This is a genomic window from Pusillimonas sp. ANT_WB101 (assembly GCF_008369125.1).
GTDB lineage: Bacteria > Pseudomonadota > Gammaproteobacteria > Burkholderiales > Burkholderiaceae_B > Allopusillimonas.
In genome coordinates, this window is record NZ_VOAY01000004.1 from 420091 (window position 1) to 440767 (window position 20677).

General features: G+C 57.0%; 19 protein-coding genes. 3 read left to right on the top strand and 16 right to left on the bottom strand.

All coding sequences use genetic code 11. From position 1 onward, the window contains the following. Positions 1 to 29: 29 nt before the first annotated feature. The 6 genes from fba to tkt form a co-directional block, all read right to left on the bottom strand. Positions 30 to 1094 carry a class II fructose-bisphosphate aldolase gene (gene fba / locus FQ179_RS18045; protein WP_149398693.1) on the bottom strand — a complete coding sequence of 355 codons (1065 nt, stop codon included), beginning with the start codon at positions 1092 to 1094 and terminating at the stop codon, positions 30 to 32. Between the two features lie 39 nt (positions 1095 to 1133). After that, positions 1134 to 1760, bottom strand: a complete 627-nt coding sequence (gene mog, locus FQ179_RS18050; RefSeq protein WP_149398694.1) for a molybdopterin adenylyltransferase — start codon at positions 1758 to 1760, stop codon at positions 1134 to 1136. Between the two features lie 180 nt (positions 1761 to 1940). Further along, positions 1941 to 3374 carry an aldehyde dehydrogenase family protein gene (locus FQ179_RS18055; protein ID WP_149398695.1) on the bottom strand — a complete coding sequence of 478 codons (1434 nt, stop codon included), beginning with the start codon at positions 3372 to 3374 and terminating at the stop codon, positions 1941 to 1943. A 27-nt stretch (positions 3375 to 3401) separates the two neighbouring features. After that, positions 3402 to 4595: a phosphoglycerate kinase gene (locus tag FQ179_RS18060; RefSeq protein WP_149398696.1), complete on the bottom strand. Its 1194-nt coding sequence runs from the start codon at positions 4593 to 4595 to the stop codon at positions 3402 to 3404. Positions 4596 to 4856: 261 nt separating this feature from the next. Then, positions 4857 to 5870, bottom strand: a complete 1014-nt coding sequence (gap, locus tag FQ179_RS18065; RefSeq protein WP_149398697.1) for a type I glyceraldehyde-3-phosphate dehydrogenase — start codon at positions 5868 to 5870, stop codon at positions 4857 to 4859. Between the two features lie 19 nt (positions 5871 to 5889). Beyond that, positions 5890 to 7935: a transketolase gene (gene tkt / locus FQ179_RS18070; protein ID WP_149398698.1), complete on the bottom strand. Its 2046-nt coding sequence runs from the start codon at positions 7933 to 7935 to the stop codon at positions 5890 to 5892. 148 nt (positions 7936 to 8083) lie between these two features. On the opposite strand from tkt, the gene FQ179_RS18075 reads away from it, so the two are divergent. Then, positions 8084 to 8827, top strand: a complete 744-nt coding sequence (locus FQ179_RS18075; RefSeq protein WP_149398699.1) for a 16S rRNA (uracil(1498)-N(3))-methyltransferase — start codon at positions 8084 to 8086, stop codon at positions 8825 to 8827. Between the two features lie 7 nt (positions 8828 to 8834). On the opposite strand, the gene FQ179_RS18080 is transcribed toward FQ179_RS18075, so the two are convergent. The 4 genes from FQ179_RS18080 to FQ179_RS18095 form a co-directional block, all read right to left on the bottom strand. Next, positions 8835 to 9302 (bottom strand): barstar family protein, encoded by a 468-nt coding sequence (locus tag FQ179_RS18080; RefSeq protein WP_149398700.1) that lies wholly within the window; start codon positions 9300 to 9302, stop codon positions 8835 to 8837. Further along, complete coding sequence (locus tag FQ179_RS18085) at positions 9299 to 10513, bottom strand: patatin-like phospholipase family protein (protein WP_149398701.1); 1215 nt, start codon at positions 10511 to 10513, stop codon at positions 9299 to 9301. The genes FQ179_RS18080 and FQ179_RS18085 overlap by 4 nt, the downstream gene beginning before the upstream one ends. After that, on the bottom strand, positions 10494 to 12782 hold the full coding sequence (locus tag FQ179_RS18090) for an NADP-dependent malic enzyme (RefSeq protein WP_149398702.1): 2289 nt from the start codon (positions 12780 to 12782) through the stop codon (positions 10494 to 10496). The genes FQ179_RS18085 and FQ179_RS18090 overlap by 20 nt, the downstream gene beginning before the upstream one ends. Before the next feature lie 181 nt (positions 12783 to 12963). Continuing rightward, on the bottom strand, positions 12964 to 13887 hold the full coding sequence (locus FQ179_RS18095) for a hypothetical protein (RefSeq protein ID WP_149398703.1): 924 nt from the start codon (positions 13885 to 13887) through the stop codon (positions 12964 to 12966). 125 nt (positions 13888 to 14012) lie between these two features. Between FQ179_RS18095 and FQ179_RS18100 the strand changes: the two genes are divergently transcribed. Continuing rightward, on the top strand, positions 14013 to 15179 hold the full coding sequence (locus tag FQ179_RS18100) for a pyridoxal phosphate-dependent aminotransferase (protein WP_149398704.1): 1167 nt from the start codon (positions 14013 to 14015) through the stop codon (positions 15177 to 15179). Positions 15180 to 15346: 167 nt separating this feature from the next. On the opposite strand, the gene FQ179_RS18105 is transcribed toward FQ179_RS18100, so the two are convergent. Continuing rightward, positions 15347 to 16195 (bottom strand): transglycosylase SLT domain-containing protein, encoded by an 849-nt coding sequence (locus FQ179_RS18105; RefSeq protein WP_149398705.1) that lies wholly within the window; start codon positions 16193 to 16195, stop codon positions 15347 to 15349. Between the two features lie 79 nt (positions 16196 to 16274). On the opposite strand from FQ179_RS18105, the gene FQ179_RS18110 reads away from it, so the two are divergent. Next, a complete protein-coding gene (locus FQ179_RS18110) occupies positions 16275 to 17819 on the top strand; it encodes a UbiD family decarboxylase (RefSeq protein ID WP_149398706.1) in 1545 nt (514 codons plus the stop codon). Positions 17820 to 17834: 15 nt separating this feature from the next. Here the strand turns inward: FQ179_RS18110 and FQ179_RS18115 are convergent, their stop codons facing one another. The 5 genes from FQ179_RS18115 to upp all read right to left on the bottom strand — a co-directional run bounded on the left by FQ179_RS18115 (position 17835) and on the right by upp (position 20652). Next, a complete protein-coding gene (locus FQ179_RS18115; RefSeq protein ID WP_149398707.1) occupies positions 17835 to 18179 on the bottom strand; it encodes a hypothetical protein in 345 nt (114 codons plus the stop codon). Continuing rightward, positions 18176 to 18589, bottom strand: a complete 414-nt coding sequence (locus FQ179_RS18120; protein ID WP_149398708.1) for a phage holin family protein — start codon at positions 18587 to 18589, stop codon at positions 18176 to 18178. Before FQ179_RS18120 ends, FQ179_RS18115 begins: the two co-directional genes overlap by 4 nt. A 161-nt stretch (positions 18590 to 18750) precedes the next feature. Beyond that, positions 18751 to 19071 carry a YqjD family protein gene (locus tag FQ179_RS18125; RefSeq protein WP_149398709.1) on the bottom strand — a complete coding sequence of 107 codons (321 nt, stop codon included), beginning with the start codon at positions 19069 to 19071 and terminating at the stop codon, positions 18751 to 18753. A gap of 80 nt (positions 19072 to 19151) precedes the next feature. Next, positions 19152 to 19874: a hypothetical protein gene (locus tag FQ179_RS18130; protein WP_255475054.1), complete on the bottom strand. Its 723-nt coding sequence runs from the start codon at positions 19872 to 19874 to the stop codon at positions 19152 to 19154. Between the two features lie 139 nt (positions 19875 to 20013). Further along, positions 20014 to 20652: a uracil phosphoribosyltransferase gene (gene upp / locus FQ179_RS18135; protein ID WP_149398710.1), complete on the bottom strand. Its 639-nt coding sequence runs from the start codon at positions 20650 to 20652 to the stop codon at positions 20014 to 20016. Positions 20653 to 20677: the final 25 nt, after the last annotated feature.

Consider the following 20677-nt stretch of genomic DNA (forward strand, 5'->3'; position numbering starts at 1 on the left):
GGATGCGTGTCAGAGAAACAGCAAAAACATTACTGAACGACCTGAGCCAGTTCGCCGGCAGCATATCGACGAGCCATTTCGTCGAGGGCGATGGGCTTGATCTTGCTGGCATTGCCAGCTGTGCCGAACTGTTCGTAGCGTTCGAGGCAAATACGCTTGGCCGCCTCGCGGGCAGGCTTGAGGTATTCGCGCGGATCGAACTTGGAAGGATGCTCGGCCATAAACCGGCGGATGGCGCCCGTCATGGCAAGACGGATATCGGTGTCGATATTGATCTTGCGTACGCCGAACTTGATGGCTTCTTGAATTTCTTCGACAGGCACGCCGTAGGTTTCATTCATGTCGCCGCCAAACTCGCGGATTTCGGCGAGCAAGTCTTGAGGCACGCTGGAGCTGCCATGCATGACCAGATGGGTGTTGGGCAGGCGCGCATGAATTTCTTTAATACGCGAGATGGAAAGTATGTCGCCCGTGGGCTTGCGGGTGAACTTGTAGGCGCCATGGCTGGTACCAATAGCAATGGCCAGCGCGTCGAGCTGCGTTGCACGCACGAACTCGGCAGCCTCTTCGGGATCGGTAAGCAGCTGTTCCATGGTCATTGTGCCTTCGGCACCATGACCGTCTTCTTTGTCACCCTTCATGGTTTCAAGAGAACCCAGGCAACCCAGCTCGCCTTCGACGGTAACGCCAACCTTATGGGCCATCTCGACCACGCGACGAGTAACGTTCATGTTGTACTCGAAGTCGGCAATGGTTTTACCATCTTCTTTTAGCGATCCATCCATCATGACGCTGGAGAAACCCAGATCAATAGCACCCTGACAGATAGCGGGCGACTGGCCGTGATCTTGGTGCATGACAACCGGGATATTTGGGTATGTTTCTACCGCTGCCTGAATAAGGTACTTTAGAAAGCCTTCGCCTGCATACTTACGCGCACCCGCTGAGGCCTGCATAATGACCGGGCTGTCTGTTTGAGACGCCGCTTCCATAATGGCCTGAACCTGTTCAAGGTTGTTGACGTTGAATGCGGGGATGCCATAGCCATGCTCGGCGGCATGGTCGAGTAGCTGGCGCATGGAAACTAAGGCCATTGTTTAAGCTCCTGAAATCAATATTTTAAGTAATTAGGGTCATTTTACCCGAATGGCCGATTTGGGACGGAAGGCCTTCACGATGTAATCATGTGTGTCGATGTACGGGCCACCGATCAGGTCTATGCAGTAAGGCACGGCTGCAAAAATACCTGCTGCCAGCACCTTGCCATCGGCGTCCTTCAAGCCTTCAAGTGTCTCTTTTATGGCCTTGGGCTGCCCTGGCAGGTTAATGATAAGTGCTGCGTGGTCGGCGGTTTCACGGATTACCGCGACTTGCCGCGAAAGAATGGCCGTAGGTACAAAGCGCAAGCTGATCTGACGCATCTGCTCGCCAAAGCCCGGCATTTCGCGCGTAGCCACTGCCAGCGTTGCTTCAGGGGTGCAGTCGCGCCGTGCCGGCCCCGTTCCGCCCGTCGTAAGCACCAGATCGCAACCGATGTTATCCACCAGATCGATCAGGGTTTCGGAGATCAATGCCGGCTCGTCCGGAATAAGACGACGCTCGAACTGCGGTGCCTCGGCCAGCGCTTCAGAAAGCCACGACTGCAAAGTAGGAATGCCCTGGTCTTCGTATGTGCCTGATGAGGCCCTGTCGGAAACCGATACAAGCCCAACCAGCAGTTGATCGGGATGACTGCGAACAAAACGTGTAGAAACTGACATGTATTGCCTGCAAATAAACGCGCACCGGCTGCCTGGGCGGCGGACGCTGAGTAAAACGCGTGGACAAAGAACCGGTGGTGAGATGCCCCCGCGCCCAGCCAAGCCATGGGGCCTCTTTCTTGAGGCCGACATGGCTGTCTGGCGTCAATGCGCGGGACAACCCGCGCATTGACAACGCCATCAGTGCTTAATGGCGATGGTCTTTAGCGTAGTAAAACCATACAGCGCCTCAAAGCCTTTTTCACGACCATAGCCTGATTGCCCTGTTCCACCAAAAGGCAGCTCTACCCCGCCACCCGCGCCATAGTTGTTGATATACACCTGGCCTGACCGGATCTTGCGCGCAAAACGCATCTGGCGTGCGCCATCTTGTGTCCATACCCCTGCCACCAGGCCATAAGCCGTACTGTTGGCAATATGCAAGGCCTGCTCTTCGGTATCAAACGGGATGACCGCCAGCACGGGACCAAAGATCTCGTCCTGAGCCAAGCTGTGATCGGGAGGTACGTCACTGAGCAATGTAGGTACCTGATAAAAACCCGTTTTGGGAGCGCTGGGGTCGAGCGCCCCCTGGGCTGCAACGGTAATGCCTGAGCCATCAGCAGTGCCCAGCAAGGTACGTACGCGCTCCAGCTGTTTTGCATTAATCAGCGGGCCGCAATCAGGGTCGTCCGAGGCGGCACCTGTGCGGGTAGCACGAAACAGCTCAGATAGCCGCCCCACCACGTCGGCGTATATGGCGCGCTGAACCAGCAGACGACTACCCGCCGAGCAGGTTTGCCCGGCATTTTGAATAATGGCATTAAGCCAGACCGGTAGCCCAGCTTCTATGTCGGCGTCTGAAAAAACAATTTGCGGCGACTTGCCGCCGAGCTCAAGCGTGACCGGCGCAAAGTGCCCGGCGGCTGCCTGGGCAACTTGCCGGCCTGTGCCGGGTGAGCCTGTAAATGAAACATGATCAATGCCAGGATGCGCGGCAAGCGCTGCACCGGCTTCAATCCCTAACCCTGTCACGATGTTGAGCGCGCCCGCAGGCAGCCCCACCTCTGCGGCAATTTCAGCAACCCGCAGCAATGAAATGCACGCATCTTCAGCAGGCTTGACCACGCACGCATTGCCGGCGGCCAGCGCCGCACCCACACTGCGTCCAAAAATTTGCAGCGGGTAATTCCAGGGAACGATATGCCCTGTTACCCCGTGTGGCTCCCGCACCGTAAGCACGGTGTAATCGGACGGATAAGGAATCGTAGTGCCATGCAGCTTGTCGACTGCACCCGCGTAAAATTCAAAGTACCGGGCAATGGCTGCGGCATCGGCCATGGCCTGCTTCATGGGTTTGCCTGTGTCTCTGGACTCAAGGCGAGCCAGTTCTTCTTGATGGTCAAGCAACGCCGCACTAAGTCGCCACAACAGGCGGCTACGCGCGGCGGGCGCCATAGCCCCCCACTTGCCCTCAAAAGCCTTGCGGGCCGCATGCGTCGCCGAGTCAATATCAGCTTCGCCCGAGCGGGCGATTTCAGCAAACAGCTGTCCATCAGATGGATCGAGAACCGGAAGCACCTGGCCGCCAAGGGCACTTACCCATTGATTGCCGATGAAGTTCTTGTAAATCATAGCGTCCCCTCTCGTGAGTGATTGCAGCTAGCCGTTTGCGCGTTGCTGCAGAATGTCTACGGCAGGCAAGGTCTTGCCTTCGAGAAACTCAAGAAAGGCGCCACCACCTGTAGAAATATAGTCAATCTTGTCAGCAATATGATACTTGGCAATCGCGGCCAGCGTATCGCCGCCACCCGCAATCGAAAAGCCTTTTGAGTCAGCAATGGCATGCGCCACGACCTTCGTGCCTTCGGCAAATGCATCAAACTCAAATACGCCCACCGGGCCGTTCCAGACTATGGTGCCAGCCTGCGTCAAAATGCCTGCCAACTGCTTTGCGGTTTCAGGGCCGATATCCAGAATAAGATCATCGTCAGCGACCTGGTCAGCCGGCTTGACGGTAGCCTCGGCGTCAGCGCTAAACGTTTTGGCGCAGACGACATCCACAGGAATGGGCACTGCCGCACCGCGCTTCTTCATGAGATCAATGACTGCCCGTGCCTGATCTATTTGCTCGGGCTCAGCCAACGACTTACCAATGCCCAAGCCGGCCGCCAGCAAAAAGGTGTTGGCAATGCCACCACCTACGACCAGCTGGTCAACCTTTTCGGCCAGCGCCTGCAAAATCGAGAGCTTGGTTGAAACTTTCGAGCCCGCAACAATAGCCACCAACGGGCGACTGGGCTCGTGCAGGGCGCGGCCCAGGGCGTCGAGCTCAGCCTCGAGCAGTGGGCCGGCGCACGCCACCGGCGCATACTGGGCAATGCCGTATGTGGTTGCCTCAGCGCGGTGCGCGGTGCCAAAGGCATCGTTCACGTACACATCGCAGAGGGCAGCCATTTTCTTGGACAGCTCAGCATCGTTTTTCTTTTCGCCGACATTGCAGCGGCAGTTTTCAAGTAGCACGACCGTTCCGGGCGACGTGTTCACGCCTTCGACCCAATTTGTAGCCAGGTTGACGGGCTGCCCCAGCAACTCTGACATACGTCGGGCAACAGGTGCCAGCGTATCTTCCGGGCCTACCGTGCCTTCAGTCGGCCGACCAAGGTGCGACGTGACCATAACCGCCGCACCGGCATTTAGCGCCATGCGAATGGCAGGCACCGATGCCCGTATGCGCGTGTCTTCGGTGATTTTACCGTTGTTCAGGGGTACGTTGAGATCAGAACGGATAAACACACGCTTGCCAGCGAGTGCGTCAGTCTTGGCCAGAGAGGAAAGTGTTTTAACGGTAGTCACGGATAGATACCTCGCCGTTGGGGGCTAATTGGAATAGGGTGAAAAGCTTGCCGTCAGAGACGGAGCTTAATGCGTATGGCGAACCCGGCAGCCAGAGACAGCGCTTAATGCACATGGCGGACTCGGCAGCCAAAGACAGCGTTTAATGCAGATAGCGGGCTCGGTAGTCGGAAACAGCACTTAATGCACATGGCAGACTCGGCAGCCGGAGACAGACGCGCCAAGGGCGGGTTGCCCCGCCCTTGTGCACCAGGCAAACCGTTACTTGGCTGCCATAAGAGCGACTGTGGTGTCGAGCATGCGGTTGGAGAAACCCCACTCGTTGTCATACCACGAAGACACCTTGACCAGCGAACCCGAAACCTTGGTCAGGCCGGCATCTACTGTGCTGGAGGCCGGGTCATGGTTAAAGTCAACTGAAACCAACGGCTCATCGCAGTAGTTAAGTATGCCCTTGAGCGGGCCGGACTCGGCGGCCGCTTTCAGAATGCCGTTGACTTCTTGAACCGAGGTTTCACGCGCGGCCACAAACGAGAGGTCAACAATGGAGACGTTAATGGTAGGAACGCGAATGGCATACCCGTCAAGCTTGCCATTGAGCTCAGGCAACACCAGGCCAACCGCCGCCGCCGCACCCGTATTGGTGGGGATCATGCTTTGCGTCGCCGACCGTGCGCGGCGCAGGTCTGAGTGGTACACGTCAGTTAGCACCTGATCGTTGGTGTAGGCGTGGATGGTGGTCATCAGACCGCTGACCAAACCGATTTCCTTGTGCAGAGGCTGAACCAGAGGTGCCAGGCAATTGGTGGTGCATGACGCGTTGGAGATAACCGTATCGCTGGCTTTGAGCACGTTGTGGTTAACACCGTACACAATGGTGGCGTCAACATCTTTGCCGCCCGGCGCCGAAATAATAACTTTCTTGGCACCGCCCTTGAGGTGTGCGCCGGCTTTTTCTTTGCTGGTGAACAACCCGGTGCATTCAAGCACCACGTCAACATTTAGCTCACCCCAAGGAAGCTTGGCAGGGTCGCGTTCGGCAAGCACACGGATTTTGTCGCCATTAACCACCATGAAGTCGCCATCGACTTCGACCGTGCCCGGAAACTTGCCATGCGTTGTGTCATAGCGCGTAAGGTGCGCGTTGGTCTTGGGATCACCCAAGTCATTAATGGCCACGATTTGAATATCGTGTTTCTTGCCATCTTCATAATGTGCACGCAGTACATTACGCCCAATGCGGCCATAGCCGTTGATCGCCACGCGAATAGTCATTCAAATTCTCCTAAGGGATTTACAGAACTTTTTCGACCGCATCGGCAACATGCCCGGCGGTCAAGCCAAAATACTCGAACAGTGCACCGCCCGGGGCAGAGTCGCCATAGCGATCAATACCCACTACAGCGCCATCAATACCCACATATTTGTACCAACCATCAGTAACACCGGCCTCAACCGCCACCCGCGGCAGCCCCTTGGGCAACACGGCCTGGCGCCAGCTGCTATCTTGCTGGTCGAAAACGTTGGTGCAAGGCATGGAAACCACACGTACCGGAATGCCCTTGGCCGCCAGCTGCTCTTGTGCGGCAAGCGCCAGCCCGACTTCAGAACCGGTAGCAATGATGATGGCGCGCGCGCCCTCGGCATCACGCAATACATAACCACCACGACGGATGGCGGCGATGGTATCGCCATCACGTGGCACGAATTGAAGATTTTGACGTGACAGCAATAACGCAGACGGACCTCCGTCACGCACCGTCATGCCCACGCTGACCGGACGCTCGATAGCGCAGGCCCACGCAACGGCAGTTTCGGTGGTGTCGCAAGGACGCCATACGTGCAGATTGGGGATTAGCCGCAAACTGGCCGCGTGTTCGACCGACTGGTGCGTGGGGCCGTCTTCGCCCAGACCGATGGAGTCATGGGTGAAGACGTAGATGGCACGCTGCTTCATGAGCGCCGCCATGCGGATGGCATTGCGGCAGTAATCTGAAAATGTAAGAAACGTACCGCCAAATGGCAGGTAACCGCCATGGAGCGCAATACCGTTCATGATGGCGGCCATGCCAAACTCACGCACGCCGTAGTTAATGTGGCGCCCGAAATTTAGATGACTGCTACCCGCACGTACGGGGTGTACGCCCTTCCAGTCAGTAAGATTGGAGCCGGTAAGGTCGGCAGAGCCGCCCAGCATTTCGGGCAGCATGTCAACCAGCGCCGTAATGGCAAGCTGCGAAGCCTTGCGTGTGGCAACCGTTTCGGCTTTTTGATTGGTAGCTTCTATAAAGGCGTGTACCTGGCTGGCATAAGCAGCGGGCAATTCACTCGCCATGCGTCGCGTGAACTCGGCGGCTTCGGCGGGAAAGGCAGCTGCGTAAGCGTCAAAGCGCTGCTGCCATGCTGATTGCAACTGCGCGCCCTTAGACTTGCCGTCCCAGTGTGCGTAGATTTCTGCCGGGATCTCGAAAGGCGCATAAGGCCAGTGCAGTGCAGCACGCGTGGCATCGACCTCTTGAGCGCCCAAGGCAGCGCCGTGTACCTTGGCTGTGCCAGCGGCGTTGGGCGAGCCCTTGCCGATAATGGTGCGACAACATATAAGCGTAGGGCCACCGCCCTGCCCCGCATACGTTTTTGCCTTGGCAATGGCAGCTTCAACAGAGGCCGCGTCGTGGCCATCAACGTCGCGAATGACGTTCCAGCCATAGCTTTCAAAACGCTGGGGCGTGTTGTCGCCAAACCAGTTCTGAACCTCGCCGTCGATAGAAATGCCGTTGTCGTCGTAAAACACAATAAGCTTGGACAACTTGAGCGTGCCCGCCAGCGAGCAGGCCTCGTGCGAAATGCCTTCCATCAGGCAGCCGTCACCCGCAAATGCGTAGGTCAGGTGATCAACAATAGCGTGGGTATCGCGGTTGAACTCTTGCGCCAGCAAGGCTTCGGACAGCGCCATGCCAACGGCATTGGCAAGCCCCTGCCCCAGTGGCCCCGTAGTGGTTTCAACCCCGGCAGTTATACCGACTTCGGGGTGACCGGGCGTGCGTGAGTGCAATTGCCTGAAATTGCGAAGCTCTTCGATGGGAAGGTCATAGCCCGTTAAATGCAGCAAGGCATAGATAAGCATGGACCCATGCCCGTTCGACAGCACAAAACGATCGCGGTCAGGCCATGCCGGATCAGTAGGGTTATGCCGCAGATGCCGTGTCCAGAGAACCTCGGCAATGTCAGCCATGCCCATGGGGGCACCAGGGTGGCCAGAATTGGCTTGTTGAACCGCATCCATGGACAGGGCGCGTATGGCGTTTGCCATGATTAGATCTTGGGCAGGCGTAAGGCTCATCGAACACTCGCAAAAGGCGCAGCCCATGCACAATCAGGCGGGCCTCAACATTAACAGGATTGACAAAGCCCTAGATTTTACCATTCGAGGCAAGTCGTGCCGAATACAGTATTATTCCGTTAAAACCCTACCGCCTTCGCGCCATTTCATGTCATCGCCCCGTTTTTTTCATTCTGGCCCCCTCGCTGCCCACACCACCGTCGCCCTGCCTGATACGCAGGCGCATCATGCTATCCGCGTGCTGCGGCTCAAGCCCGATGCGTCCATCACCCTGTTCGACGGGCTAGGCGGCCAATACCCTGCTCGCCTTGTTATTGACGGCAAGCGTGGCTATGCCGCACTCGGTGAGCACCAGATCGTAGAGGCCGAAATTGCGGGCCGCCTAACTTTGGTTCAGGGCATTGCTTCGGGCGACAAAATGGACTGGGTAATTGAAAAAGCCGTAGAACTGGGTGCTACCGCTGTTGCGCCCATATTTGCACACCGCAGTGTGCTGCAACTGTCAGGCGAACGCCTGCGCAAACGCGTTGAGCATTGGCATCGCGTAGCGCAGTCGGCCAGCGAGCAATGCGGGCGCAACCGCCTGCTTCAGGTATGTGAACCCTGCACACTGGCCCAGTACCTGACACAGGCTGAGCCGGGCGACGCCACACGCGTGATTTGTCACCCTGACGCATCAACAACACTGTCTCAGGCACTGGCTGCAACAGCCACAGATAACGGCGAGATCACACTGCTGGTGGGGCCCGAAGGGGGCTGGTCAGACGAAGAGCTGGAGCTGGCGGCGCGCCACCAACTTACCCCCGTAAACTTTGGCCCACGTGTATTGCGCACTGAAACCGCAGGCCTGGCACTGATCGCAGCCACGGTCGCGATCATGGGCTGGGCCTGAGTTTTATTTATTCAGCGTTGCTGCCCGCATAAGGTACCGGCTCGTTAACGGGTTCAGGGTCAGGGTGTTTGCCCGCGTGTACAACCCCGTACGCAAACCGGCTGTCGTTATTGGCGGCAAAATCAGCGGCATCTGCACATACAGCCAAAATAGCCTCTGAATCTGCAGCCAGAGCCGGATCGCCCGAATGCAGATGGTCAAACCACAAAAACAAGCCGTTTTTGTGATCCTGCACCGTATCGCACAGACAATCGTACAGCGCATCAAGATTACTGCCGAAAAACTCAGGAAAATCAACGGCTTTGGCAATAGCTCGCAATACCGCAGAACGGCTGCGTGCACGATCGCAATTGACAACAAACGCCGTCATCTCTGCGGCCTGGGCGGCTTCCAGGACTTGCTGCTGCGTGTGGGCAGACACATCAATCAAACCGCCTTTTTGCAATTTCGTTTGCAACGACTGCGCTTGGCTCATTGCTGCGCCTCCTTGAAAAACGCTTTTACTTCATCAACACGGCTCATACTATCGGCTCGACCAAGACGGATAAGTTCCCGGGTAAAACTGGATTCAAACAACAGGTACGAGATAAGCGCACCTCCAGTTGTCGGGCCAGAGGCCGACGATACACCAAGAACACGAAAAAGGGTACGTGCTGCGTAAGGCAGTTGCTGAATATGTGCCAGCGCCATCTCGTCCAGCGAGCGGCTTGGCGTAATCACAAAAGTACTGACTGGTCGCAGCGCAAGGCTTTTTAGTTCATTTTCAGGCAGCAAGGCAAGCAAATCATTGATGCGTTGCATTCGTTCCACATCCATCGACAGGCTGTCCAGAAAAATATTGGACAATGCATGCCCGCCTATCTGGGCCAGAGACGGATATGCCGGATCTATCGCCTGTTCACTGGTGTGCGTGTCATCTTTGTGACCCGTACCAATCACGCAGATTTTGTCGGCGCCCAAATGAATGGCCGGACTCATGGGCGCAAGCTGACGCATGGAGCCATCGCCGCACCACTGCGTCAGCCCACCAACCAGCATGGCCTGCGCAGGAAAAATAAATGGAATGGAGCTGGACGCCAACAGGTGGTCAACGCCGATATGGCAAGGAATGGCCTGCCGAAGTGAACGTTGCCAGGGTTTTATGGTGCCGTTTGACTGATAGAACGTAAGGTGCTGACCCGTGGTGTAAGCCGTCGCCGTAATGGCCAGCGCGCGCAGCTTGCCTTCGGCAAGATTACCTTGAAGACGATCAAAATCAACCGTACTGGTAAGCAGCTGACCCAGCGGTTTATTGTCAAGCAGCGAGTGCGGCTGCTGACGATGCAGACCGGGCATGAACCAGCCTGCGGCCACCATCGTAAGCCAGCGCAAGCCTGTGCGCAGCAAGCGCGGCGCGTCAGCATAGTAAATATCACCCGTGTGCAGCGCGCCCCACAACTCGTCAAGCCTATTGACGGCGTAGTGGATATCATCGGCTCTACATGCCAGGGCGGCCGCATTGATGGCGCCCGCAGAAGACCCGCAGATTATGGCGAAAGGGTTAGCAAAACCGGGGGAACGTTGCGGATCAAGAATTTCAAGAATGCCCGACAGCACACCCACCTGATACGCGGCACGGGCCCCGCCACCTGGCAGAACCAGGCCAACGCCCCCCCCGTTGCCAGAGTCAGACTGCCCGGTTGGCATCTAGTACAGTAAGGGCCGCCATGTTCACGATGCGACGCACGGTAGAGCTGGAGGTCAGGATATGCACCGGTGCGTTCACACCCAGCAAGAATGGACCAACCGCCACGTTTCCGCCTGCGGCCGTCTTGAGCAGGTTATACGCAATATTACCGGCATCGACATTGGGGCAAACCAGCAAATTGGCTTCGCCCTGCAGCGTCGTAGAAGGCATGATGCGTTTGCGCAACGCCTCATCAAGCGCGCAGTCGCCATGCATTTCGCCATCGATTTCGAGCGTAGGGTCGCGATCGCGTATGAGCGCCAGGGCTTCCTGCATTTTGGTACCCGATGAAGAACTGCCAGTGCCAAAGTTGGAGCGTGAAAGCAAGGCCACTTTGGGCACCATATTCAGAAGACGCATCTCGGCGACCGCCGCCAGCGTAATGTCGGCAAGCTGTGCAGCATCGGGGTTATCGTTGACGTGAGTATCGGCCAACGCAACAGTACGTTCGGCCAGCATCAGAATGTTCATGGCAGAATAAATTTTGGCCCCAGGTGCCTTGCCAATAACCTGGTCGATAAATTCAAGATGATTGGAATAGGTACCGACCGTACCACATATCATGCCGTCGGCATCACCCAGCCTTACCATCATCGCGCCGATCAGCGTAAGACGACGGCGCATCTCCACTCGGGCCATTTCTTTTGTAATGCCCCGACGGCACATGAGCTCCCAGTAGGTTGTCCAGTAACGATGAAAACGCTCATCGTAATCGGGGTTGGTTACCTCGACCTCTTCGCCAAGACGTATGCGCAGGCCGAAACGCTTGATGCGATCTGCCAGCACAGAGGGCCGCCCAACCAGTATCGGCTTGGCCAGCTTCTCGTCGATGATAATTTGCACCGCCCGCAGCACGCGCTCGTCTTCACCTTCGGTGAACACAATACGCGCCTTGCTTCCGTCACGCACCAGCTTTCTCGCTGTGGAAAAAAGCGGCTTCATAAATGAACCTGACCGGTACAGAAACTGCTGCAGCCGCTCGGCATAGGCCTCGAGGTCAGCAATAGGACGCGTAGCAACGCCGTCAGCCATGCCTGCCCGTGCGACCTCAACCGCTATGCGCACGATCAGGCGCGGGTCAAAGGGCTTGGGAATAAAGTACTCAGGCCCGAACGAAACACCATAGGTGCCGTAGGCCGCTGCCACCACATCGTTTTGTTCTTCGCGCGCCAGCTTGCAAATGGCCATGACGGCGGCTTTTTCCATGCCGCGGGTAATCGTGGTGGCCCCGATGTCGAGCGAGCCGCGAAAAATATACGGAAAGCACAGAACGTTGTTGACTTGATTGGGGTAGTCAGACCTTCCGGTTGCCATGACGACGTCGTCGCGTGCCGCATGTGCGTCTTCAGGAAGAATTTCTGGCGATGGGTTGGCCAACGCAAGAATGAGCGGCCTTGCAGCCATTTTCTTGACCATGCCGGGCTTGAGCACCCCGCCGGCCGACAGGCCCAGAAACACATCAGCCCCGGCAATAATGTCGTCTAGCACCCTGGCGTCGGTAGGCTGGGCAAACCGAGCCTTATCAGGGTCCATGAGCACAGTGCGCCCCTGATACACCACCCCTTCGATGTCGGACACCCAAATATTGGCCAGCGGCAGGCCAAAGTCAACCATGAGGTCAAGGCAGGTGAGTGCCGCCGCGCCTGCGCCAGACACCACGACCTTGACCTGCTTGATGTCTTTGCCGACGACCTCCAGGCCGTTGATAAACGCAGAAGTAACGCAAATGGCCGTGCCATGCTGATCGTCGTGAAACACCGGAATACGCATGCGCTCGCGCAGCTTGCGCTCTACCGTAAAGCATTCGGGCGCCTTGATGTCTTCAAGGTTAATGCCACCAAATGTAGGCTCGAGGCCGGCGATTATATCCACCAGTTTATCGGGGTCGGTTTCGTTGATCTCTATGTCGAATACGTCTATATCGGCAAATTTTTTAAACAGTACAGCCTTGCCTTCCATGACCGGCTTGGACGCCAGCGGACCAATATTGCCCAGCCCCAGCACAGCCGTGCCATTGGTGATCACACCAACCAGATTGCCTCGCCCCGTAAACCGCACGGCGTTCCGCTCATCGGCCACGATTTCTTCGCAAGCCGCCGCTACCCCTGGCGAGTAAGCCAGCGCAAGATCACGCTGGTTGGAAAGCTGCTTGGTGGGCGTGACTGAAATTTTGCCTGGGCGACCGTGTTCGTGATATTCGAGCGCGGCGGTACGTAGTGAGTCTTCCATGGTCGGGTCTGCGTCGGTTATTTGTAAGGAGAGAGATTATTTTATCCCCATGTTTCCGTTTGCCATACGGCAGACCCGTCATAGGCGGCATTGAGCCGGGCTTATACCCCTGAGGCAGTACGTAGTGAGCCGCCCCAATCGTGCCTGTTGAGCGCTCCCTGGCATGACGCCAAACAACCGCCTAAAGATCCTGGCCCGGATGCGGAAACCGCTGTTCGGGGTCAAACAGCCCCTTGACACCCGCATCCAGATCGCCCGCCGCCCCTGCCAGGCCGTCACGCACGGCCCGGCTGCTGCTATAGCGTTCGGCATAGAGCAGCTCTGGCTCTGGCTGCAACAGTTGCTGGTCGAGCACCAACCACTCAACCCACCCGAGGTCGCCACCATGACCCAACAGCAAATGCGCAAGATTTATTGTTTGGCCATCAACCGGCAACAGGGCATCAACCCGGTAACGCCCTGGCCATCGCTGGGCCGCACGACACGAGACGACATGTTCGCCCGCAGCAAGCCTAAAAAGCGCTGGCACCAGCTGCTGCAAACGCGCGCCCTCGAGTGGCTTGCGGTTGTTTTCGCCAAATGGCCCCAGGTTGACCGTTTGCCCGTCGGACAACATGACAGCGGCATGAACCAGGCCCGAGCGATGGGTTTGGCCCACAGGCCAGTCACACAAAACGCGGTCAGCCAGCCACGATGCCACCGTAATGTGGCAGGGCAAGTCAGCGAACTGGGTAAAGCCAGCGGTTTCAAGCTCGCCGAGCAGGCAGCCCGGCTGCACAAACCATAGCTTGCTGCCCGGCTCGAGAGGCTCGCAGCGCGCAAGGCTGCGGCCTGGGTCTACCCACAGCACGGGATGATCGTCAAGCCGAGCCGCGTGCTGCACGTCATCAAGCGCCAACACAACCCCATGTTTTTCACACAACAACCGGGCCTGATGCACCCCCGATGCGTGGGCCGGCACCAGCCGCGCCGCGCCAGGACCGTCGGGCATGTCAAACTCGAAGAAGGTGCCTTCGATAGACCGCATCGACTGGCAAAAAGCCTGCCATGGTGTCTGAGCGAGGCGCCGGCCTGTAAGAAATGCCCGCCGGGAAGTAGACTGCATGAATCAAAACCCCTGTTTCGTCTGAATACTGACCGTCTGAAAGACCTTTTGCGGCTTGACCTACCGACTGACCAATTGTCACGCCAACCGCTACAATCTTACTTTTTGCTCGAGAATTTTGCACTATGTCCAAGCTTGCCAAGCGTACAGAACTCGTTATGCCATTTTACGCTGTGGAACTCTTTAAGCAGGCCAGCCTGTTAAACGCGCAAGGCCACGACATCATCAGCCTGGGCATAGGCGAACCCGATTTCACTGCCCCGGCCCAGGTCATCGAAACCATGCATCGCGCCGCCCAGGCCGGGCTCAGCGGCTATACATCACCTGCAGGTCTGCCGCCATTGCGCGACGCCATTGCGCACTATTACGAGCAGTCGTTTGGTGCATCGGTAGACGCTTCCCGCATAATTATCACCTCGGGCGCGTCGGGCGCATTGATGCTGGCGGCCATGGCGTTGATCAACGCGGGCGACGAAGTGCTCATGCCCGACCCCTCGTACCCAGCCAACCAAAACTTCATCACCGCTGCAGGCGGCATCCCCAGGCTGATACCCTCAACGGCCGAACAACGCTTTCAGCTTAGCGCCCAAGACATCCGTGAGCACTGGGGGCCGGAAACGCGTGGTGTACTTATTGCCTCGCCCAGCAACCCCACCGGAACCAGTATTACACGCGAAGACTTAAAGGAGCTCATCAAAGAGGTCCGGCAGCGTGACGGCTTCATCATCATGGATGAAATCTATCTGGGGCTTTACTATGGCGACGCGCCGCAAAGCGCACTTACGCTGGATGATCGCATCATCATCATCAACAGCTTTTCCAAGTATTTTCATATGACAGGCTGGCGCCTGGGCTGGCTGATTGCACCGCCAGACATGCTGCCCGCCATCGAAAAGCTGGCGGCCAGCCTGGCCATCTGCGCCCCCACGCTGGCGCAGCATGCCGCCATAACGTGTTTCGAGCCTGAAGTCATGCAAATCTACGAGCAACGACGACTATCGTTCAAGCAGCGGCGCGATTACCTGCTGCCCGAACTTGAGCGTTTAGGCCTGCGTGTGCCCGTCGCACCTGATGGCGCGTTTTATATTTATGCAGATATTCGGGCTTACAGCCAAGACAGCGATGATTTTTCTCACCGCCTGCTGCATGAAGCCAGCGTTGCCGCTGTACCTGGGCGTGATTTCGGCAAGGCCCATGCGGCCCATACCTTGCGGTTTTCGTATGCCACCGGGCTAGATCGCCTGCACGAGGCAGTGCAACGCATAGAAGATTTTCTGCAAAAGCTGGCCTAAGAAAGGTCTTACACGTCGGTTTCAATTTGAGCCCGCTGTCGTAAACGATCGGTTTTATTGAATCTGTTTTTTTCGACCTCGGGCTTGTTCAGAGTCTCTCTAAGCTGGCATGCCGGCAGCAAGACCAGCCAGGCCTCTTAGATCGAGGCCTGGGTTGGCTTTCGCTATCAGCGGGTCACCCGAATACCTGAGGCAAGCGCGATGCGGCGCCACTCTGCCATCACTTTCTCGCCGTACCCGCCATCACTCGGGCCTGTAGCACCTACATAGCACGCCAGCCCGCCCTCTATCGACCCGCGCCGTTTGATGCAGTCTTTCAGAATCTGTGTGCCCACCCGGATATTGGCTATAGGGCTGATGGCCGCGACCGTGCCATCATAAAAAACCTCAAACTTTTCTTTATGCACTCGCGTCAAAACCTGCATCAGGCCCTGTGCGCCCACATGGCTTTCCGCGTAGGGGTTGTAGCGCGATTCGATGGCAATAACAGCCAGCACGAGCTGGGGGTCCAGCCCTTTTTCGCGGCTAACCAGAAAAACCGTATTGATCAGTGCTCCGGCCACGCTCGAGGCAATGCGGTATTTACGTGCAATATAGCTACGCAAGGCGTCTGCCTGTGTATTGGTAATGCCTGGCACCCTCTGCCCCTGCTCTGACGCCCTGACGGCACTCAGAAAGCTGCTGGACGCTTCTTTCAACTGACTGGAAGCACCCGCCCCATTAGCCGCCGTACCCATGCCGCTGGCAACACCCTCTGCCCCATAGCCACCATAAACACCAAACAGCGCCTCATCAAAACCTTGAGGCTTGAGCACGAGTTCAAGGGCCTCATGAATTTCAAGGGCTTTCTCACGTAGCGACGGAATGGTGGCGCTAAGCACAACAGTGACCAGCACGGCAATACCAAGATAAATGGCGCACACGTGCACCAGCTCACCGAGCCGATACGAAAGCCCACGCATGGAGCGCATAAACAGAGACTGCACAGGTAAATTGTCGGATCGTGCAACCGACATAGGGTCTTCCCGATAAAATACAGAACGTCGATGTTAACCTTCTGACTTCGCCTGAATGTAACCCGATCGGTGTAAATCTGTGAAATATCGTGATCTAAGAGACTTTATCGCCCAGCTTGAAAAAGCAGGTGAACTAAAGCGGCTGACCCCTGCCGTTTCCACCGATCTTGAAATGACCGAGATCAGCGACCGCACGTTACGGGCCGAAGGGCCTGCATTGCTGTTCGAAAACCCCATGCACCAAGGCAAGCCGGCCACCATGCCCGTGCTGACCAATCTGTTCGGCACGCCCAAGCGCGTCGCCTGGGGTATGGGGGCGGAAGACGTCAATGCCCTGCGCCACACCGGCGAGCTCCTGGCGTCGCTGCGCGAGCCCGAGGCTCCCAAGGGCTTGCGCGAGGCCATCTCAACGGCATCACGGCTCAAAACCGCGCTTTGGGACATGAGCCCAAAAATGATACGCAGCGCGCCCTGCCAAGACATTGTGCTTGAAGGCAACGACGTCGATCTCGGGCAAATTCCGCTGCAGCGCTGCTGGCCAGGCGACATTGCCCCCCTGCTTACCTGGGGCCTGGTCATTACGCGCGGGCCCAATGCCCGGCGCCAGAACCTTGGCATTTACCGGCAGCAGCTTCTCGGTCGCAATAAACTCATCATGCGTTGGCTATCGCATCGGGGTGGTGCACTCGATTTCCGCGACCATACACTGGCCAACCCCGGCCAGCCGTTTCCTATTGCCGTAGCCCTTGGGGCCGACCCGGCCACCATTCTTGGCGCCGTCACGCCTGTGCCCGACAGCCTGTCTGAATACCAGTTTGCGGGCCTGCTGCGCGGCTCACGCACCGAACTAACCAAAGCCCTTGGCAGCGACCTGTCGGTTCCGGCTTACGCCGAAATGGTGCTTGAAGGCCATATTTTGCCTGCCTCCGACCCACGCGCTATCGCGCCACAGGTTCCGGAAGGCGTCAACGGGCCTGCCGACACAAACTACGAAATGGCGCTCGAAGGCCCTTATGGCGACCACACCGGCTATTACAACGAGCAAGACTGGTTTCCCGTCTTTACCGTTGAGCGCATAACCATGCGGCGCAACCCTATTTATCACAGCACGTACACCGGCAAGCCGCCTGACGAACCCGCCGTGCTGGGCGTGGCCCTCAACGAGGTATTTGTGCCGCTACTTAAGCGTCAACTGCCTGAAATCGTTGATTTTTATCTACCACCCGAAGGCTGCAGCTACCGTATGGCAGTGGTATCGATGCGCAAACAATACGCCGGCCATGCCAAGCGTGTCATGTTTGGGTTATGGAGCGTACTGCGGCAGTTTATGTACACCAAGTTTATTGTGGTGGTAGACCATGACATTGACGTTCGCAACTGGCAAGAGGTTATCTGGGCCATGACCACACGCATGGACCCCGTGCGCGATACGGTGCTGGTTGAGAATACCCCCATCGACTATCTTGACTTCGCCTCACCCGTATCGGGTCTGGGCGGAAAAATGGGCCTGGACGCGACCAACAAATGGCCAGGCGAAACCCAGCGCGAATGGGGCAGACCCATAGAAATGGACGCCGGTGTCAAGGCCCGGGTTGACGCAATCTGGCAGCAGCTGGGGCTATAAGCCCCAGAGGCAAGATCAGTCGTCGTGCTTGCCGCTCATAGTGCGGGCCACTTGCCAGCTCAAGAGCAAGCCTGCACCAATGCGCCACCAACGACTGCGGCGCGACAACCCTGATAAGGCCGCTGACGCAGTAGAAGCCAGCAAAGGGTATCGCCGCGTCAGCGCAACCGCCTGTAACGCCCACCCCGCCAGCGAGCGCCCGGTTAGCTGCGGAAATGCACTGCGGGCAATGGCACGTGGCTTCATGGAAGCACTGAGGTTTCTGACGGCGTGTACGACGCTTTGCCGCTCAAGTGCGGCACGGGCGCGCACCAACTCAATTTGAACTGACCTATCCGAAATATGGCGATTGGGCTTCATGGCAGCTCCGTGCGGTCATTAGCATGCAGACCCGATGAAGGATCTCGCAGACGCTCAACCAGCGCCAGGTCTCGTCGCAGTTCATCAACGGTTGCCGAAAACGGCATAGGCGAATACAGCAACTTGTGCCGCACGGTTAGAAGCAACCCCAAGCCCAAAACACCATACACCAGCGCCAGCACACACAGGGCCAGATAGCGATGATCGGTAGGCCAGAAATACAATGCCACCGCTATTGAAAACACCAACAAAGCCAGCGTCAGAAATAGCAGCATGGCGAAGGCCATGCCCAGCAGTGTGATGAGCTGGCTTTTTTGCTCTGACGCCTCAAGTGAAAAAAGCTCGAGGCGCGTGCGAACAATGGACAATAGGGTAGACGCGAGATCGCCCACTGATTGTCGAAGCGCCATTGCTTGCCCCTTTTTTTGTTGTTAACCACAAGCCTTGGCACCAACCCCGTCCTTCTGGATGAGATCGCCGCGTGAGGCCATGAAAATCTGGAGCCGGGGGCTCCTTGAAATCATGGCGAGAAGCGCCAGCCCGCAAGCCGTGGCTTCTCGCCATGCATGGATTAACGGCGTGAAATGAGTGCGCCGATGAGCACACCAGCCAGGCCCGCCATACCAATGGCCTGCCAAGGGTTGTCGTGAACATAATCATCGGTAACACGCGCTGCATGACGCCCACGCTCGAGCACGGCATCTTGCGTGTCATACAGCGCTTCGCGGGTGCGCCTGAGCGCCAACATGGCGTTTTCCCGCATTTCAGTTGCCTTGTCACCCGACGCCTCGGCGGCGTCGCGCAGCAGCTTTTCGGCTTCGTCAAGACTTGTTTTGACGCTGTCGATAAACTCTTCTTCGCTGGTACGCACATCTTTTTTCTTTGTTGCCATAATCCCACTCCTGAAACGTTAGGGGTTGAATGAAAATGATGATACTGCATTATTGGCGTCGAAGCCGACCCGCTGCAGCGTTATTGGAGCCTGGTTACCTCGACCACCGACGCAACGCCTCCCTGGGCGCTTTCCTGCTTCATAACCATATTGACATCCGGGCAGAACCAATCTGTCACCTTGGATTTCATTTCTGGAATAGGCAGAACAATGCCACTAAAGGACGCCTGCGTCGCTTCGCTGATCCGGCTGTATTCGACCGGCCAGCACGATTGCTCGCCTGCGGCCGTCTGCAGGGTTTGTTTCGCCCCTACGGTGCGTGTGCCAGTATGGATAACAATAGGCTCTGTCGCGACGGCCTTTTTGTCGAGATTAATCTGAAACTTGAGTGCCGGAAACGTTTGGCCCTGATGAGTAATGGGCTCGCCGTAAGTAAACAAACCCAGCATGCGAAGGTCAAACTTACCGTTTACAGGCACACGACGACCGTTTTCTGACCGTTCGAAGTTAATTTTGCCGTTATTGACAGACATCCAGTAGTCGACCGCAGACTGCCCGGGCGGCAAACCAGCCAGCCCATAAGTGGCTTTACCCCTTACCCGCGCAGAACAGTGATCGCTGCCATCTTTCTGGACGTCACTGAAAGCCAGGTTGGCACCAAGCTGCACGCCCCCTGTGCCACTAAGCTGAACAACACCGCCGTCGTGCATGAACGGCGTCTGGCACATGCCTGCGGCATGGGCTTGAGCCCCCATTAACCCGCAAGCTGCCACAAAAATACTGCAACACTCGATTAATCGCATAGTCACCATCGAAAGAATGTGTCTGTATCCATACTAACCTAAATTCAAAACCACACCCGATCATATCCATCAGCAAACCGTTAACAAATATGTGCACTGGTTACCAAACAAGGCACCACCAGTGCGCCGCGGCATTGGCCTAATCGGTTTTCTGGCGAGTGCCAAATATGCGATCACCGGCATCTCCAAGACCCGGAATAATATAGCCCGAACTGTCCAAATGGCTGTCTATGGAAGCCGTATAGATATCAACGTCAGGGTGATGCGCCTCGACGGCACGTATGCCTTCTGGTGCTGCCACCAAGACCAGGGCGCGTATCGACCGCGACCCCGCTTTTTTCAGCAAATCTATGGTGGCCACCATAGAGCCACCCGTTGCCAGCATAGGGTCGATAATAAGCGCCAGACGATGATCCATCTGATCAGCAAGGCGCTCCAGATACGTTTGCGCCTCAAGTGTTTCTTCGTTACGTGCAATGCCTACCGCACTCACTCGCGCCCCGGGTATCAGGCTGAGCACACCATCGAGCATCCCAATGCCGGCGCGCAGTATGGGCACTACAGTCACTTTCTTACCCGCCAGCTTTTCCACATTGACCGGCCCGGCCCACCCTTCAATGGTGACTGGTTCAAGAGGCAAGTCTTTCATGGCCTCATACGTAAGTAATGCCGCAATTTCTTGCGACATTTCGCGAAAATTCTTTGTGCTGAGATCGGCGCGGCGCATCAGCCCGAGCTTGTGACGGATTAGAGGATGGCGGATTTCGTGTATGGGCATGTCGCTTCCTTGGCGGACCGGCCGG